This window comes from Saccharopolyspora hordei (assembly GCF_013410345.1).
Taxonomy (GTDB): Bacteria; Actinomycetota; Actinomycetes; order Mycobacteriales; family Pseudonocardiaceae; genus Saccharopolyspora; species Saccharopolyspora hordei.
Genome location: NZ_JACCFJ010000001.1, coordinates 2,821,566 through 2,836,631 on the forward strand (window position 1 = coordinate 2,821,566; position 15,066 = coordinate 2,836,631).

Annotated in this window: 15 protein-coding genes; 5 read left to right on the top strand and 10 right to left on the bottom strand. The window is 71.9% G+C overall.

The annotated features are described in order from the left end of the window. Positions 1–28 precede the first annotated feature (28 nt). Complete coding sequence (locus HNR68_RS13150; protein WP_179720857.1) at positions 29–1,927, bottom strand: glycogen debranching N-terminal domain-containing protein; 1,899 nt, start codon at positions 1,925–1,927, stop codon at positions 29–31. Positions 1,928–2,084: 157 nt separating this feature from the next. Here HNR68_RS13150 and HNR68_RS13155 point away from each other — a divergent pair, with 157 nt between their 5' ends. From HNR68_RS13155 to HNR68_RS13170, 4 genes are read left to right on the top strand one after another with little or no spacing between them, the layout of a single operon-like run. Then, a complete protein-coding gene (locus HNR68_RS13155) occupies positions 2,085–3,113 on the top strand; it encodes a substrate-binding domain-containing protein (protein ID WP_179720859.1) in 1,029 nt (342 codons plus the stop codon). Then, on the top strand, positions 3,110–4,339 hold the full coding sequence (locus HNR68_RS13160; RefSeq protein WP_179720861.1) for a sugar ABC transporter substrate-binding protein: 1,230 nt from the start codon (positions 3,110–3,112) through the stop codon (positions 4,337–4,339). Before HNR68_RS13155 ends, HNR68_RS13160 begins: the two co-directional genes overlap by 4 nt. A 4-nt stretch (positions 4,340–4,343) precedes the next feature. Further along, positions 4,344–5,423, top strand: coding sequence for a carbohydrate ABC transporter permease (locus HNR68_RS13165; RefSeq protein ID WP_179720863.1), 1,080 nt, complete (start codon positions 4,344–4,346; stop codon positions 5,421–5,423). Beyond that, complete coding sequence (locus HNR68_RS13170) at positions 5,420–6,268, top strand: ABC transporter permease subunit (protein WP_179720865.1); 849 nt, start codon at positions 5,420–5,422, stop codon at positions 6,266–6,268. Before HNR68_RS13165 ends, HNR68_RS13170 begins: the two co-directional genes overlap by 4 nt. 320 nt (positions 6,269–6,588) lie before the next feature. On the opposite strand, the gene rpiA is transcribed toward HNR68_RS13170, so the two are convergent. From rpiA to HNR68_RS13195, 5 genes are all read right to left on the bottom strand, one after another. After that, complete coding sequence (rpiA, locus tag HNR68_RS13175) at positions 6,589–7,350, bottom strand: ribose-5-phosphate isomerase RpiA (protein WP_179720867.1); 762 nt, start codon at positions 7,348–7,350, stop codon at positions 6,589–6,591. Positions 7,351–7,373: 23 nt separating this feature from the next. Next, positions 7,374–8,021 (bottom strand): HAD family hydrolase, encoded by a 648-nt coding sequence (locus HNR68_RS13180; RefSeq protein ID WP_179720869.1) that lies wholly within the window; start codon positions 8,019–8,021, stop codon positions 7,374–7,376. Then, positions 8,018–9,517: a xylulokinase gene (xylB, locus tag HNR68_RS13185; protein ID WP_179720871.1), complete on the bottom strand. Its 1,500-nt coding sequence runs from the start codon at positions 9,515–9,517 to the stop codon at positions 8,018–8,020. The genes HNR68_RS13180 and xylB overlap by 4 nt, the downstream gene beginning before the upstream one ends. A gap of 21 nt (positions 9,518–9,538) precedes the next feature. Beyond that, positions 9,539–10,987 (bottom strand): aldehyde dehydrogenase family protein, encoded by a 1,449-nt coding sequence (locus tag HNR68_RS13190; protein ID WP_179720873.1) that lies wholly within the window; start codon positions 10,985–10,987, stop codon positions 9,539–9,541. A 350-nt stretch (positions 10,988–11,337) separates the two neighbouring features. Next, a complete protein-coding gene (locus tag HNR68_RS13195) occupies positions 11,338–12,051 on the bottom strand; it encodes a FadR/GntR family transcriptional regulator (RefSeq protein WP_179720875.1) in 714 nt (237 codons plus the stop codon). Between the two features lie 244 nt (positions 12,052–12,295). On the opposite strand from HNR68_RS13195, the gene HNR68_RS13200 reads away from it, so the two are divergent. Beyond that, positions 12,296–13,492, top strand: coding sequence for a fumarylacetoacetate hydrolase family protein (locus HNR68_RS13200; protein ID WP_179720877.1), 1,197 nt, complete (start codon positions 12,296–12,298; stop codon positions 13,490–13,492). A gap of 80 nt (positions 13,493–13,572) precedes the next feature. On the opposite strand, the gene HNR68_RS13205 is transcribed toward HNR68_RS13200, so the two are convergent. The 4 genes from HNR68_RS13205 to HNR68_RS13220 all read right to left on the bottom strand — a co-directional run bounded on the left by HNR68_RS13205 (position 13,573) and on the right by HNR68_RS13220 (position 15,061). Further along, positions 13,573–14,067: a hypothetical protein gene (locus HNR68_RS13205; protein ID WP_179720879.1), complete on the bottom strand. Its 495-nt coding sequence runs from the start codon at positions 14,065–14,067 to the stop codon at positions 13,573–13,575. 15 nt (positions 14,068–14,082) lie between these two features. Continuing rightward, positions 14,083–14,232, bottom strand: coding sequence for a hypothetical protein (locus HNR68_RS13210; protein ID WP_179720881.1), 150 nt, complete (start codon positions 14,230–14,232; stop codon positions 14,083–14,085). Between the two features lie 22 nt (positions 14,233–14,254). Next, positions 14,255–14,530 carry a hypothetical protein gene (locus HNR68_RS13215; RefSeq protein WP_179720883.1) on the bottom strand — a complete coding sequence of 92 codons (276 nt, stop codon included), beginning with the start codon at positions 14,528–14,530 and terminating at the stop codon, positions 14,255–14,257. 72 nt (positions 14,531–14,602) lie between these two features. Further along, positions 14,603–15,061, bottom strand: coding sequence for a YetF domain-containing protein (locus HNR68_RS13220; protein WP_179720885.1), 459 nt, complete (start codon positions 15,059–15,061; stop codon positions 14,603–14,605). Positions 15,062–15,066 lie beyond the last annotated feature (5 nt).

The window sequence follows — 15,066 nt, forward strand, 5'->3', positions numbered from 1 at the left end:
GCGGACCTCCGCCCGGCGGGCCGCGACCTCACCACCAGCCCTGCAGGTACCCGACCACCGCCGTGGCACCGGCGGCCGACCAGGCCTGCGGGCGGCAGGACGAGGGGTAGGCCGCCACCGGGTCGCCCGCCGCGCGGTCGGTCCCGGCGAACAGCTCCGGCAGCCGGTACCCGAAGTCGACGCTCGCCCGCACCAGGCCCTCGGCCAGCGACCGCGCCTGCTCGTGGAAGCCCTCCGCGGCCAGGCCGAGCACGGCGATCGCGGTGTCGTGCGGCCACACGCTCCCGCAGTGGTAGCTGAACGGGTTGAACCCGCCCACCCGGGACGAGAGCGTCCGCAAGCCGTAGCCGCTGTTGAGCGCGGGACCGCCCAGCTGCTGGGCGACGAGCTCGGCCTCGTGCGGGTCGAGCAGCCCGGTGCCCAGCAGGTGCGCCATGTTCGACGCCGGGCCGCTGACCGGGCGCTTGGCGCCGTCGAGCGCGATGGCGGGGTAGCGGCCGTGCTCGTCGTCGAGCCAGAAGGCCGCGCGGAACCGCTCGCGCAGCTCCGCCGCCCACTTGCGGACGGTCGAGGCGTCCTCGCCGAAGTGCTCCAGGACCGCGGCGCCGGAGATCGCCGCCTCGTAGGCGTAGCCCTGCACCTCGCACAGCGCCAGCGGGCGCTCCGCGATCGTGCCGTCGGACCAGCGCACGCCGTCACCGGAGTCCTTCCACCCCTGGTTGCTCAGCCCGGACCCGTCCGACCCGCGGTACTCCAGGAACCCGTCACCGTCGGCGTCGCCCGGCCCGCGCATCCACTCCAGGGCCGCGCGCAGTGCCGGCAGCAGAGCCTCCACTTCGGACTCGGGCAGGCCGGCGCGCCACGCGTCGTGCAGCAGGCACACCCACAGCGGGGTGGCGTCGATCGTGCCGTAGTACAGCGGGGGCAGCCGCAGCGGGGAGGCGCCGCCCATGTCGATGGCCACCCGCCGTTGCTCGTGCGGGATCTTGCCGGGCTGCTCCTCGGTCTCCGGGTCGGTCCGGGTGCCCTGCCGGGCGGCGAGCACCCGCAGCGTCCCCGCGGCCAGCTCGGTGCTCAGCGGCAGCAGCAACCGCGCCGCCAGCAGCGAATCCCGGCCGAACAGGGTGAAGAACCACGGACTGCCCGCGGCGAGGAACGCGGTCTCCGGAGAACCGTCGTCGGACAGCAGCAACCCGTCCAGGTCCTGCAGGCTCCGCTCCAGCAGCCGCCCCGCGTCCCCGCTGAGGTCCGCGGCCTCCGGCGCGCGCAGCGGCACCGCGGGCGAGGGACGCAGCGGCAGGAAACCGGGCCGGTCGGCCTCGTGCTGCACGACCTCGAAGGAGAACGAACGCGCCTGCCCGCTGCCCAGCTCGACGTGCCAGCTCCAGGTGACCACACCGTCCGCCGCGGAGACCTCCTCGGCCGCCTCGCCGAGGTCCAGCTGCACCGTGCAGCCGTCCTGCTCCCAGGTCGCCGCGCGCTCGGAGGCCGACGGCTCCACCAGCGCGGGCTCCTCACCGGCCTTGACCTGGTCCATCCGGGCCAGGTCGGTGGCGGCGCGCAGCGTCACGGTGAGCCGCACCGTGTCGCCGGAGGTGTTGCGCAGGATCCAGCTCTCGCGCACCGAGTCCGCGGTCACCACGCGGTCGTGCACGTAGTGCAGCGCGGGGTCCGGGGTGGTGTCCCCGTGCTCGCGGACGACGCCCTGGAACCGCACCCGCCCCGCCCCGCTGGACGCACTGCCGACCGGCACCAGGTCCGCGGTCGGCACGGCGAACTCGGCCTGCGCCAGGCTGCGCCGGTCGTGGCGGTACGCCCCGGTCGCGTCCCCGCAGGTGATCCGGCCGCTCGGGGAGCTGAGCACGACGTTCGGGGCGCACAGCGCCGTCGTCAACTCGTGGAGCGCGGGCTGCTGGCTGTTGGGCATGGGATCTCCTGAGAGCTTCTTGACAACGTCGGGGTGTGAGGTCAACCTTGTCCCTCGATGTGAACGTTCAAACGCGGTTTGAACGTTCACATCCGCGGGGCGCAGTGTGGCACGCCCGCACCCCGCGGATCCAGTCCGCAGACGGAGGAGCAGTCAGGTGGCTCGGGCAACGACGCTGGAGCAGGTCGCTGAGCGCGCCGGTGTGTCGAGGCAGACGGTCTCGAACGCGATCAACGCGCCGGAGAAGCTGCACCCGGACACGCTGCGCCGGGTCAGGCGGGTGATCGACGAGCTCGGCTACCGGCCGGACAGCGGGGCGCGCGCCCTGCGCACCCGCTCGAGCGGCCTCATCGGCTACTGCGTCGCCGAGCGCCAGGACGGCTCGATCAACGTCTTCATGGACCGCTACCTGCGCGCGCTGACCGCCGAGGTGGAACGCACCGGACGGCACCTGCTGCTGTTCACCGCTCCGGACGGGGAGGACGGCCTCGCCGTCTACGAGGACCTGCTGGCGCGCAGCGCGGTGGACGGGTTCGTGCTCAGCAACACCACGGTCGGCGACCCCCGGCACGCGTGGCTGCGCGCCAGGGAGGTGCCCTTCGCTTCCTTCGGCCGCATCTGGACCGGGGAGCCGCAGCCCGGCCCGTGGGTCGACGTCGACGGTGCCAGCGGGACCGCCCAGGCCGTCGAGCACCTGGTCGCGCAGGGGCACACCAGGATCGGCTTCCTCGGCCTGCAGGCGGGCAACCCGGTTGGCGACGACCGCGAGCGGGGCTGGCGGCGCGCCTGCGCCGACCACGGCGCGCAGGTCGACGACCGGCTGGTCGCCCGCTCCGCCGACGAGCACCGCGACCAGGGCGAGGCGGCCGCGGCCCTGCTGGACTCCGACGACCCGCCCACCGCGCTGGTCGCCGCCAACGACGCGATCGCGCTCGGCGCCTACGCGGCGCTGGAGGCGCGCGGCCTGCGACCGGGGACCGACGTGGCGCTCACCGGTTTCGACGACAGCCCCACCGCCGCGGTGGTCCGCCCGGGCCTGACCAGCCTGCGCCAGCCGATCGAGCAGATCGCCGCGCGCGTGGTGCGGCTGCTCGACCACCCGGAGGACGACCGGGGCGAACTGCTCCGCCCGGAGCTGGTGGTGCGCGCCAGCAGCGTCAACGACGACGGAGGACGGAACGGATGAGCAAGCACGGGAAGCGGCTCGCGGCGGTGGTGCTGGCCGCCGCGGTGGTCGCCGCCGGCTGCGGACGCGGCTACGACAGCGAGATCGAGCAGCAGCCCGGCCCGGCCACCCTGCGCCTGCTGGTGGGGTCCGGCACCACGGCCGAGGCCCGGGTGCTGCACGAGCAGACGCAGGAGTGGGCGCAGCGGACCGGCAACGAGGTCGAGATCGTGCGCGCCGCCGAACTCGACCAGCAGCTCGGCCAGGCCTTCGCCGGCGGCACCCCACCGGACCTGTTCTACCTCGCGCCGGGGGCGTTCGAGCGCTTCGCTGGCAACGGGTCGCTGCACCCCTACGGCGACGGGCTGCGCAACGCCGGGGCGCTCTACCCGAACCTCAAGGAGACCTTCACCCGCGACGGCAAGCTCTACTGCGCTCCCAAGGACTTCTCCACGCTGGCGCTGCTCATCGACACCGACTCCTGGCGGGAAGCGGGGCTCACCGACGCCGACATCCCGCGGGACTGGAACCAGCTCGCCCAGGTCGCCCAGCGGCTCACCACTCCCGAGCGCAAGGGTCTGGTGCTGGACGACAGCGCCGACCGCGTCGGGGCCTTCATGAAGCAGGCGGGCGGCTGGCACGTCGACGAGAAGGGCATGCCGACCATCGACAGCCCGCAGAACCTCGAAGCGCTGCGCTACCTGCAGTCGCTGCTGCGGTCCGGCAGCACCGCCTTCTCGTCCAGTGTGGACGCCGGTTGGGCGGGTGAGGCGCTCGGCAAGGGCACCGCGGCGATGGTGATCGAGGGCAACTGGGCCAGCGGTGGGCTGGCCGCCGACTACCCGGACCGGCGCTGGCGCTCGGTGGAGCTGCCGGCGGGGCCTGCGGGCAAGGCGACGCTGTCGTTCACCAACTGCTGGGGCATCCCGATGCGCACCGCGCACCGGCAACAGGCCCAGGACCTGGTGGACTTCCTGGTGGAACGAGCGCAGCAGGAACAGGTGGCGCGCGAGGTGGGCGTCACGCCCGCCAACCAGGAGGCGACCGCGGCGCTGACCGCGGGCAAGCCCGAGATGGAGGGCTTCGCCGCGGGCGCCGCCTACGCGCAGGGCGAGGTGACCACCAAGGGCTGGGACTCGGTGGAGAAGGACTTCGACTCCCGCATGCTGGGGCTGGCCCAGGGCGACGACCCCGCGAAGATCCTGCGGGAACTGCAACGCGACGCCGAACTGACGCTGAAGGGCTGAGGACATGGTCGACACCACCCTGCGGCCCGCGCCGCCCACCACCGGGCCGACGACCCCGCGGCGCCCGGTGAACGCCGAAGCGCGCCGGGAGAACCGAGCGGGCTGGTTGTTCGTCGCACCGGCCGTCGTGCTGGTCCTGCTGTTCCTGGTCGTGCCCGCGGTCCTCGCGCTGTACGTGAGCCTGCTGGACTGGAACGGCACCTACAGCCCGCTGACCGGGCGGGCCCCGTTCGTGGGCTTGGAGAACTACCGGGAGCTGCTGTTCGAGGACGGGCTGATCCGGCGCGACTTCGTCACCAGCGTGCGCAACACGCTGTACTTCGTGCTGTTCGTGGTGCCCAGCCAGACGCTGGTGGCGCTGCTGCTCGCCGTGGTGGTGAACAACCGCGCGCTCCGCGGGCGGGCGTTCTTCCGCTCGGCGTTCTACTTCCCGTCGATCACCAGCTCGGTGGCCATCTCGGTGATCTTCCTGTTCCTGTTCTCCGGCTCGGGCGCGGTCAACGCGATCCTGGAGTTCCTCGGGATCCAGGGGCCGAACTGGTTCACCGACTCCCGCGGGGTGCTGCACGAGGCGCTGGCACTGTTCGGTGTGGACAGTCCGCCGAGCGTGCTCGAGGAGACGACCGTGGGCGGGTTGCCGCTGTGGGACTGGCTGTCCGGGCCGTCGGTGGCGATGATGACGATCATCGCGTTGGTGGTGTGGACGACGTCGGGCACCTACATGCTCATCTTCCTGGCCGCGCTGCAGAACCTGCCGGACAACGTGCACGAGGCCGCGCTGGTCGACGGCGCCGGCTGGTGGCAGCGGTTCTGGAAGGTCACGGTGCCGCAGCTGCGGCCGACGATCTTCCTGGTGGCCACCCTCGGGCTGATCGGCACCTGGCAGGTGTTCGACCAGGTCTACGTGATGAGCCAGGGTGACCCGGCCAAGACGACGCTCACCCCGGCGTTCCTGTCCTACCAGCAGTCCTTCGCCGAAGGCTCCTTCGGCGTCGGTGCGGCGATCGCGCTGCTGCTGTTCCTGCTGATCGTTGGAGTCACCACGGTGCAGCGGATCCTGCTGCGGGACGGGAGGAACTCGTGACCACGAAGCGCGCGCGGCTGGTCGGCGCCGCGCTGGGATACCTGGTGCTGGTCCTGGGCGCGGTGCTCTACCTGGGCCCGTTCCTGATCCAGGTCGCCACGTCGTTCAAGAGCGACGCCGACGCGGTGGCCCACCCGCTGTCGCTGGTCCCGGAGCAGGTCGACACCAGCAGCTACGAGCGGGTCGCCACCGACCCCGCGGTGAACGTGCCGCTGTGGCTGGGCAACTCGCTGCTGGTGACGCTCTGCGTCACCACCGGGCGGCTGCTGGTCGACGCCATGGCCGGCTACGCGCTGGCCCGCCTGCGCTGGCGCGGGCGGGGCGTGGTGTTCACCGGGCTGCTCATGGTGATGGCGGTGCCGCCGGTGGTGCTGCTCATCCCGAAGTTCCTGGTGCTGCGTGAGCTGTCGCTGTTCGACTCCTACGCCGGGATGATCCTGCCGCTGCTCGCCGACGCCATGGGCATCTTCCTGATGAAGCAGGCCTTCGAGCAGGTCCCGAGGGAGGTCGAGGAATCGGCCACGATGGACGGTGCCGGCATCGTCCGCCGCTGGTGGAGCGTGGTGCTGCCGATGGTGCGCCCGGCCACCACCACCCTGAGCATCCTCGCGTTCCAGGCGTCGTGGAACGAGTTCACGCACTTCCTGGTCTCCACCTCCAGCCCCGGGTACGAGACGCTGACGGTCGGCCTCGCCCGCCTCGTCGGCGGCGCACTGGGGGAGGGCCAGCAGCTCCCGCTGAAGCTCACCATCGCCCTGGTCGCGACCATCCCGGTGGCCGTGGTCTTCCTCGTCAGCCAACGCCACCTCGTCCGAGCCCAACTCAGCGGCGCGGTCAAGGGCTGACGAGCACGCCGCCGGGGTTCACGAGCCCCGGCGGCGTCGCGCGGTCCAGAGGCGCGTCCGCACCGATGCCGGATGACGGGGGCTCCCCGGCCCGCGACGAACCTGGTCCGTGGCGAGTCCTCGAGGACTCGGCCACCCATCACGGGCCGGCTCGACGGTGCCCGTCATCCCAATGGTGACCGGCTCGGGGAGTCGGCGACAGTGGTCGTGGCGCGGCGTGGCGCCCTCGTTCCTGAGCGCCACGCCACACCATCGACCTGCTCATCTTCGGCCTCGACGGTGGTGGTCGCGGTCCCGTCAGGTCGGCGCGTGCGCGTCGCTCACTTCCCCTTCCGGGACGTCGTCGACGGGCGCGCGGACGGGGCGGAGCTGGTGTCGCGGACCTCGTGCTTGCCCGAGGGGTAGCCGATGACCATCTCGTCGGCGATGCCGGTGAACAGCCCGTTCTCCACCACGCCGGGGATCCAGTTCAGCTGGGCGTCCAGGGCGAGCGGGTCGTCGATCTTCTGCAGGTGGGCGTCGATGATGTGGTTGCCGCTGTCGGTGACCACGACCTCCCCGTTGGCGGTGCGCAGCCGCAGGTCCGGCTCGGAGTAGCCGAGGCGCTGGAGCAGCCGGGCGATGGAGCGCTGGGTGGACTCCCAGGAGAACGGGATCACCTCAATGGGCAGCGGGAACGTGCCGAGGGTGTCGACGACCTTGCTGTCGTCGACGACGGCGACCATCCGGTCGGAGGCGTCGGCGACGATGCGCTCCCACAGCAGGCACGCGCCGCCGCCCTTGATCATGTTGCCGTCGTGGTCGATCTCGTCGGCACCGTCGACGGTGAGGTCGAGGCGCTGGACGTCGGCCAGGGTGGTCAGCGGCACGCCGACCTCCAGCGCCAGGTCGCGGGTGCCGGTCGAGGTGGGCACGCCCACCACGTCGAGCCCCTGTGCCACGGCCTCCCCGAGCGCTCGCACGAACCAGTGCGAGGTGGTGCCGGAGCCGAGGCCGAGCTTCATGCCGTCGCGGACGTAGGTCTCGATCGCGGCGGTGCCCGAAGCCCACTTGGCCTTGTCCTGATCAGTGCTCGGTCGCATCGTTCCCTTTCCTGGCGGTGTTCTCAGACCACGAGTTCCAGCAGGCTGCGGAACGTCGTGATGGTGGTGCAGTGGTCGACGGCCCGGCCCCACGCGACGTGGCGGTAGGGCACACCCGCGCGTCGCGCGGTCAGGGCGTCCACGTCGGTGTCGCCGACGTAGACGGTCTCGGCAGCGGACACGCCGAGCTCGTCCAGCACGGTGGTCAGGTGCACCGGGTCGGGTTTCCCGGCCGGCACCGAGTCGATCCCGGCCACCGCGTCGACCAGCTCGGCGAGACCGGTCCCGGCCAGCACCTCCCGCGTCAGGCCGGCGCGCTTGTTGGTGCACACGCCGACCGCGACACCGCGCTCCCGCAGCTCGCGGAGAGCCGTGTGCGCGTCGGCGTGCACGGTGGTCTCGGCGACCGGCTCGGCGGCGTAGGCGGTGGTGTAGTCGGCGAGCACGGCATCGGTCAGCGCGGGATCCCCGCCGACCACGGCGATCGCCTCGCCGACCAGGGCACGCGCGCCACCGCCGAGGATCGGCCGCACCTGCTCGGCGCCGATGGGCCCCAGCGAGTGCCGGGACAGGGCCGTGCTGAGCGCCCGTGCGATGTCGGGTGCGCTGTCGACGAGCGTGCCGTCGAGGTCGAAGACCGCGGCGCGCAGCTGTGCGGGGACGGTGCTCATCGGGCCAGGGCGTAGACGGGCTTGAGCTCGTCGTAGAGCCGGCGGTGCGTCTGGAAGATCCGGTCGTACTCCTGCGCGGTCGCCTGCTGCGGCACGAACGTGCGCTCCACCTTCACCCCGGCCAGCGCCTCGTCGAAGTCGCGCCACTGGCCGGTGCCCACGCCCGCGGCCAGCGCGGCACCGTAGGCACCGCCTTCGGACGAACCGGTCACGGTGACGGCTTCCCGGTCGAGCACGTCGGCGAGGAGCTGCAGCCACAGCGAGCCGCTCGTCGCGCCGCCGGACGCGACGACGCGCTCGCACTCCAGCCCGGCCTGCCGGCACACCTCGAGGATCTCCCGCATGTTCAGCAGCACGCCTTCCATGACGCTGCGCGCCATGTGTCCGATGTGGTGCATGGGCGTCAAGCCCACCCACGCGGCGGTCGCTTCCGGAGCCACGTGCGGTGACCGCTCGCCGAGCAGGTAGGGCAGGAACAGCAGCCCGTTGCAGCCGGGTTCGACCTCCTTGGCCAGGCGGACGAGCTGCTCGAAGGAGACCGGGTCGGTCGTGGTGGCGGGCGCGAGCGCGTCGCGCAACCACTGCAACGCCCCGCCCGCGCTGAGCGACACGCCCATGACGTGCCAGCGGCCGGGGGCGTTGCCGCACGACACCTGCACGCGACCGCCCGGGTTGTCGGGGCAGGACGCGGCGCCGCCGGCGACGATTCCCGCGGTGCCGAGGGTGAAACCCACTGGTCCCGCGTCGACCAGGCCCATCGCGGTGGTCTGGATGACCGCGTCCCCACCACCGCCGAACACCGGAGTGCCTTCCGGGACGTTCCAGCGCGCGGCCAGCTCGGGCAGGACGTGCCCGGTGCGGGCGGTGGACTCGACGACGTCGGGCAGCAGCGCGCGGTCGATGTCCAGCAGCTGCAGCAGCTCCTCGGACCAGCACCGGCGCGCGACGTCGAACAGCCCGGTGCCGGAGGCGTCGGAGACGTCGGTGGCGTGGACGCCGGTCATGCGCAGCCGCAGGTAGTCCTTCGGGTTGAGGATGCGCGCCGTGCGGGCGAAGAGCTCCGGCTCGTTCTCCCGGAACCAGACGATCTTCCCGCCGGTGAAGCCGGGCAGCATCCGGTTGCGGGTCATGCGCAGGAGCTCGTCGAGCCCGCCGGCCCGCTCGGTGATCCAGTCGCACTGCGGGGCGGCCCGCTGGTCGTTCCACAGGATCGCGTGGCGCAGCGGTTCGTCCGCGGCGTCCAGGGCGGTGAGCCCGTGCATCTGCCCGCACAGGCCGATGCCGGTGACCTCCTGCCCGGACTCGGGCAGCGAGGCGGTCAGCGCGCTGATGGCCTCGTCGGTGGCGCGCCACCACTCCGCGGGGTCCTGTTCGGCCCAACCCGGCCGTGTGTTGATCATCCGGTAGTCGCGGCTCTGCTTGGCGACCACCTCGCCGGAGCCGTTCACCGCGATCACCTTGCAGGTGGAAGTGCCCAGGTCGATGCCGATCAGCATGGTGCTACGTCCTTCCGCGCCTCATCGCGCGCCGTGGCGAAGCCTGATGTGCTTGAGTTGCAGGTAGTTCTCGAGTCCTTCGTGGCCGTGTTCGGAGCCGAAGCCGCTCTCCCGCCGACCGCCGTAGGGGGCGTTGATGATCCCGGCGTCGACGTTGTTGACCGCGACGTTGCCGAAGTCCAGCTCCCGGGCGAGCGTGAACGTCTCGCGGGTGTCGTCGGTGTAGGCGTAGGCCGCCAGGCCGCCCGGTGCGGCGTTGGCCCGCGCGATCGCCTCGTCCAGGTCGGAGTACCGGGCGACCCCGACGAGCGGCCCGAACGTCTCCTCGTGCATCACGAGCGCCTCGTCCGGGGCGTCGGCGACGACCGTGGGGCGCAGGAACAACCCCGGCGCCAGCTCCTCCACGGGACCACCGCCGGCGACCACCGACGCACCGCGCTCGCGGGCGTCGGCGATGTGGTCGAGCGTGCGGCGGTAGGTCTCGTCCATGGTCAGCGACCCGACGTCGGCGGAGGGGACCGCGATGCCGTCGGCGACCTTGAGCGCGTCGGCCGCGTCGGCCAGGCCGGTCACGAACTCGTCGTAGACCGAGTCGTGCACGTAGATGCGGTTGATCGCGATGCAGATCTGCCCGGCGTTGCGGAACGAGCGGCGGGCGGCGCCCTTGACCGCCGCGGCGACGTCCGAGCGCCCGGTGACGACCATCGGGCAGCTCCCGCCGAGCTCCAGCGACAGGCCGGTGATCCCGGTGACGGAACGGAAGATCTCCTGCCCGGTGCGCATGGACCCGGTGAACGCGACCTTCGCGATCGCCGGGTGCTCGACCAGCGCCTTCCCGGTGCTGCCGTCGCCGTGGACGAAGTTGACCACGCCGGGCGGGAAGACGTCGGCGACGCACTCGGAGAGCACCTGCGCGCATCCCGGGGTGTACTCGGAGGGTTTGATGACGATGGTGCAGCCGGCCGCGGTCGCCCCGGCCAGCTTCCAGCCGATCAGCTCGATGGGGTAGTTCCACGGCACGATGCCGGCGACCGGTCCGACCGGCTCCTTCTCCACGATGCTGGTGAACCCGGCGACGTCGTTCGGGATGGTCTGGCCGAAGACCCGCTGCGCTTCCTCGGCGTAGTAGTGCAGCGCGGTGATGAACTTGCGGACCTCGCCGCGCGCCTCGTCCAGCGGCTTGCCCTGCTCGCGGGTGATCGCGGCGGCCATGTCGTCGATGCGGGGCGTGCAGGCCGCCGCGAGGTCGTGCAGGCAGCGCGCGCGCTCGGCGGGGAGGGTCCTGCGCCAGGTCCGGAAGGCCTCGACGGCCGATGCCACGGCGGCGTCCACGTCCGCCGCCGTCGAGCGGGGGGCGAGGGCGGCCAGCTCGGTGGTGGCCGGGTTGTGCCGCTCGATCGGGCCGTCGGAGGCGTCGTGCCAGGTCCCGCTGTGGAAGTTCCGGCAGGTGATCACTGGGTTCTGGGACATCGGGTTCCGCTCCCGTGGCGCTGGCGCGAGGGCCGACGAGCGGTGTGGCCGATCGTCGGCGAGGACGTGCGTGTGGAGGTGAAGTCGGTGCGTGCCCGACTGTCGGGCGGGCGGTTCAGCGGCGGTGTGTCTCTGCGTGACTTCGTATGATGATCGGACGATAGTTCGCGGGAGGTCCGGTCGCAAGACCTCGACCTGACGGGCCGGTCGCCGCGCTCGGACGAGGTGGCGGTGGAGCGGTCCCGCGGGAGTCCCGCGCACCCACGAGCGTGCCGCAGGTCCGTGCCGAGCGTCGAGTGCTGCCGGCGCGAGACCCACCGGGTCGTGTCGCAGCGGCTCCCTCGGAGGCCTCAGGCCGAGGCGGTCTCGGTGTCGCCGGCGAGCAGCCGGTGGCTGTGCCGCACGATGCGCCGGAGGTGGTTCTCCATGGCGAAGCGGGCGCGCGAGGGGTCGCCGGCGCTGATCGCCTCGGCGATCTCGTGGTGCTCCTGCACGGTGTTGCGCGCTTCGACGGAGTAGCCGGGGCCCTTGCGGTAGGCGTCCCGCAGGAACCCGGTGATCGGCCGGACCATGAGGGAGAAGAAGGGGTTCCCGCTGGCCTCGGCGACGATCTCGTGGAAGGTCAGGTCGGCGTCGAGGAACTCCTCGGGGTCGTCGATGGCGGCTTCCAGGCGCTCGTTGGCCTCGCGCATCGCGGCCACGTGCTGCTCGGTCCGCCGCGCCGCCGCGAACACCGCCATCTCCACCTCGAGCACCAGCCGGACTTCCTGGAGCTGGTCGAAGGAACCGTGGCTGAGGCGCAGCAGCAGCGAGTACTGGTCGGCGATCAGCCGACCGTCGAACTCCGCGACCGTCATCCCGCGACCGGGCTTGACGGTGACCAGACCGCGCTGGACCAGCAGTCGGGCGGTCTCGCGCACCACGGTGCGGCTCACGTCGAACCGCTCGGCGAGCTCGGTCTCGGTGGGGAGCCGGTCGCCGGGCGAGAGCGTGAGGATCTCCTCCTGGAGGGTGTCCGCGAGGGACTCCGGGAGGCGCTTCCGCGGGCCGAGTCGGTCGGTCATGGACGAATTGTACGATGATCGAGTACCCGCTGGTCACGTCGCCGCTGGGCCGTTCGGGCAGTTCAGGTCCGTGGTCAGCGCGCGGGCGCCGCGGTGAAGCAGAAGTGTGACCCAGGTAACATCACGTTGACTGGGTGTGTTCGTATGACGAGAGTACGTCCGCCGCGGGCGAGTCGCTGGTCGTCAGCGCTGCTGCCTGCGGCAGCCGTCCGTCCGAGGCCGACACCCGCAGGAAGGCGACACCGTGAACCTCACCGCCCACGCCGACTCGGTCCCGCCCCGCGACGCCGACCGCGCCACGCTGCTGGGACGGGTCTTCGACCCGGAGTGCCACGGCCCCTGCGTGGTCGCCGTGCGCGGCGACGAGGTGGTCGACCTGACCGAGGTCGAGCCGACCGTGTCCGGCCTGCTGGACCGGCCCGACGCCGTGGAGGTGGTGCGCGGCCACTCCGGCGGGCGGGTCTGGCGGTTGTCCGACCTCCTGCGGGCGACCCTCGCCGGGGACCGGGCCGAGCCGCACTTCCTCGCTCCCGTCGACCTCCAGGTGCTGAAGGCCGCCGGCGTGACGTTCGTGCGCAGCATGCTCGAACGCGTCATCGAGGAGCGCGCCGACGGCGACCTCCGCAGGGCCGAGGCGGTGCGCAGCAAGCTCGCCGACCTGGTCGCGGGCCGGATCTCCCAGGTGGGGCCCGGCACCCCCGAGGCCGAGCGCGTCAAGGAGGTGCTCGTCCAGGAAGGGCTGTGGTCGCAGTACCTCGAGGTCGGCATCGGGCCCGACCCGGAGATCTTCACCAAGGCACCGGTGCTGTCCGCGGTCGGCACGGGCGCCGAGATCGGCGTGCTCGCGCGCTCGACGTGGAACAACCCGGAACCCGAGCTGGTGCTCGCGGTGACGTCCCGCGGTGAGCCGGTGGCCGCGACGCTCGGCAACGACGTCAACCTCCGCGACTTCGAAGGGCGCAGCGCACTGCTGCTGACCGAGGCGAAGGACAACAACGCCTCGTGCGCGATCGGGCCGTTCCTGCGCCTGTTCGACGACGGGTTCACCCTCGACGACGCCCGCGACCTCGAAGTCTCGTTGCAGATCACCGGCAACGACGGCTTCCAGCTCGAGGGCGTCAACCCGGTCGCCGAGATCAGCCGCGACCTGCAGGACCTGGTCGGCCACGCCTGCGGCCGCCACCACCAGTACCCGGACGGGTTCGTGCTGTTCACCGGCACGATGTTCGCCCCGACCGAGGACCGCGACGAGCCCGGTCAGGGCTTCACGCACAAGCCCGGCGACGTGGTGCGCATCTCCTCCCCAGCGCTGGGTTCCCTGGTCAACGTCGTCACCACCGCCGAAGACGCCCCGGACTGGGAGTTCGGCATCCGCGCCCTCATGGACAACCTCGCCACCCGCGGCCTCCTCGGCCGCGGCGGGTCTGGAGCGACGGCCTGACGTGCACCGGCACCCGCCCCACGTCGACGGAGCGCTCCGACCCGGACCTCCGCTGTCGGCCTTCCGCGGCCGACGCGTCCTCACCGGCTGCTGAGCTTGTGGGCGAGGTCGCTGTGCATCTGCTCGACGACGTGCAGTTGCGCGTGGGCGCGGCCGAGCAGCTCGCGGAGGAGGGAGGGGTTCAGCTCGCTGACGCGGTCGGACAACGCCAGGAGGGTGCGCCAGCACGCGATCTTGCCGTGGATGCCCATCTGGAGGGCTTCGAGTTCGATGAGCCCGCTCAGCGGTGACCGCCGGACCAACCGCCCGTTGGTCTTCATCGAACCGGCCCGCTCGGCCAGCCACGCCGCGAACGGCTTGTAGCGGGTGGGCCGCACGCCGAGCGTGTGCATGATGTGCAGGAGCGTGCGCCGGTCTTCGGCGATCTCCTCGGCCAGCTCCTGCAACTTCGCGTCGTGGTGGGAGCTCGCCGAGCGCTTCGCCAGGTTCACACCGCCGGTCGCCCCGGCGAGGTGGTCGTTGAGGTAGATGGCGAGGAACCGCGGCCGCGTCCCGGCCCGTCGTGGTCGGCGCATGGCTCCTCCCGCGGGTCAGTCCCTGGACACGGTCGTGTGGGAGGTGCTGTCCGCACCATCCGACTTCTTGAGCTGGCAGAGCAGTTCGAGCCCTTCGGCGTCGCACTTCTCGAACCACTGGGGGATCTCGTCGTGGTCGGAAGTCGTACGGGTCTCGGCGCCCATGCGAACCCCTCCAAGAAGTGCGTCAGGCGACTTGCGCGAGAACTACCCGGAGACCGGCCCCGGGAAACGCTTCGACACGAGAGTCGGCGCGGTCTTCGGGGTTCTCGGGTGCGTCCGGGAGCGTGGGGGAGTCCGGCTTCTCCGGGGTGGGCGCCTTCGGCTTGTCCGGGAACTTCGGTGAGCCCGGGAACTGGTGCTTGCTCGGCGCGGTCGGCTTGTCCGGGGTGGTGGGGCCCTCGGGCTCCTCGGGCTCGTCCGGGTCTCCCCGCCAGCGGTCGAGCAGTGGCGTGCTGGACATGATCCCTCCACCGCGATCTCGTCGTGCCCACCGGATACCCCCGATCACCGACGAGCCAATCCTGGGGAGGGATCAGGGGGATTCGCGGTCGCGGGCCGGGATGATGCTGATCCCGCCGGACCGCTCCAGCACCGCGTAGTCGATGTCCTCCAGCCTCAGCAGCCCCTGGCTGGTCCGCGCGGCGGCGAGGACGTCCTCGACGCTGATGTGCTCCTTCCGCAGGCGCTCTTCCAGCGGCCGGCCGTGTTCGACGAGGATCATCGGCGTCCCTTCGGTCACCCGCGACACCGACGTGAAGCGCCACTTCAGCCAGTCGGCCAACCGGTCCACGGAGACCAGCGTGGTGATCACCAGCGCCGCGTTGGTCAGCGAGTAGTCGTCGCCCAACAGCGCCTGCTGGGTGGCCTCGCTGATGATCAGCAACAACACCAGGTCGAAGGTCGTGGCCTGCGAGAGCGTCCGCTTCCCGGTGATCCGGAAGAGCGTGAGCACGATCAGGTAGATGACCACGGCTCGCAGCACGCTGTCCACGGTGC

Coding starts and splice junctions, on each gene's coding strand:
- rpiA (WP_179720867.1), bottom strand. CDS start 7,350: ATGCGACCGAGCACTGATCAGGACAAGGCCAAGTGGGCTTCGGGCACC.
- HNR68_RS13205 (WP_179720879.1), bottom strand. CDS start 14,067: ATGCGCCGACCACGACGGGCCGGGACGCGGCCGCGGTTCCTCGCCATC.
- HNR68_RS13190 (WP_179720873.1), bottom strand. CDS start 10,987: ATGTCCCAGAACCCAGTGATCACCTGCCGGAACTTCCACAGCGGGACC.
- HNR68_RS13160 (WP_179720861.1), top strand. CDS start 3,110: ATGAGCAAGCACGGGAAGCGGCTCGCGGCGGTGGTGCTGGCCGCCGCG.
- HNR68_RS13150 (WP_179720857.1), bottom strand. CDS start 1,927: ATGCCCAACAGCCAGCAGCCCGCGCTCCACGAGTTGACGACGGCGCTG.
- HNR68_RS13165 (WP_179720863.1), top strand. CDS start 4,344: ATGGTCGACACCACCCTGCGGCCCGCGCCGCCCACCACCGGGCCGACG.
- HNR68_RS13195 (WP_179720875.1), bottom strand. CDS start 12,051: ATGACCGACCGACTCGGCCCGCGGAAGCGCCTCCCGGAGTCCCTCGCG.
- HNR68_RS13180 (WP_179720869.1), bottom strand. CDS start 8,021: ATGAGCACCGTCCCCGCACAGCTGCGCGCCGCGGTCTTCGACCTCGAC.
- HNR68_RS13210 (WP_179720881.1), bottom strand. CDS start 14,232: ATGGGCGCCGAGACCCGTACGACTTCCGACCACGACGAGATCCCCCAG.
- HNR68_RS13215 (WP_179720883.1), bottom strand. CDS start 14,530: ATGTCCAGCACGCCACTGCTCGACCGCTGGCGGGGAGACCCGGACGAG.
- xylB (WP_179720871.1), bottom strand. CDS start 9,517: ATGCTGATCGGCATCGACCTGGGCACTTCCACCTGCAAGGTGATCGCG.